The sequence below is a fragment of the Paraburkholderia sp. SARCC-3016 genome (assembly GCF_031119615.1).
GTDB lineage: Bacteria > Pseudomonadota > Gammaproteobacteria > Burkholderiales > Burkholderiaceae > Paraburkholderia.
Genome location: NZ_JAVHZD010000115.1, coordinates 1 through 551, shown reverse-complemented (window position 1 = coordinate 551; position 551 = coordinate 1). Strand labels below are relative to the sequence as shown.

The 551-nt window shown below is 65.0% G+C and carries 1 pseudogene; it reads right to left on the bottom strand.

Annotated features, from left to right (window positions below):
* A pseudogene (locus QYH69_RS35990) lies at positions 1-551 on the bottom strand (bifunctional 2-methylcitrate dehydratase/aconitate hydratase); the annotation flags it as partial.

The window sequence follows — 551 nt, the reverse complement described above, 5'->3', positions numbered from 1 at the left end:
TTGCGCGAGCCGGTGTTCGGCGCATGGCGGTAGGTGCGCAGCGAGTGCCCGTCGACGAAGGCGAGCGACACCGCGTTGATGAGCTCGTCGCGCGTGAGGCCGATCATCTGGCCGACCACGGCGGTCGACGCGAGCTTCACGAGCAGCACATGATCGAGCCCGACCTTGTTGAACGAGTTCTCGAGCGCGATGCAGCCTTGAATTTCGTGCGCCTTGATCATGGCGATCAGGACGTCTTTCATGGCGAGCGGTTTTTTGCCGCTGGCGATGGCGTTGCGCGAGAGCCAGTCGGCGGTGGCGAGAATGCCGCCGAGGTTATCGGACGGATGACCCCATTCGGCGGCCAGCCAGGTGTCGTTGAAGTCGAGCCAGCGGATCATCGCGCCGATATTGAAGGCGGCCTGAACCGGGTCGAGCTGGAACCGGGTGCCCGGCACTTTTGCGCCGTTCGGGACGATCGTGCCGGGCACGATCGGTCCCATCAGCTTCGTGCAGGCGGGGTAGGAGAGGGCCTCGAGTCCGCAGCCGAGCGTGTCGATCAGGCAGTTGCG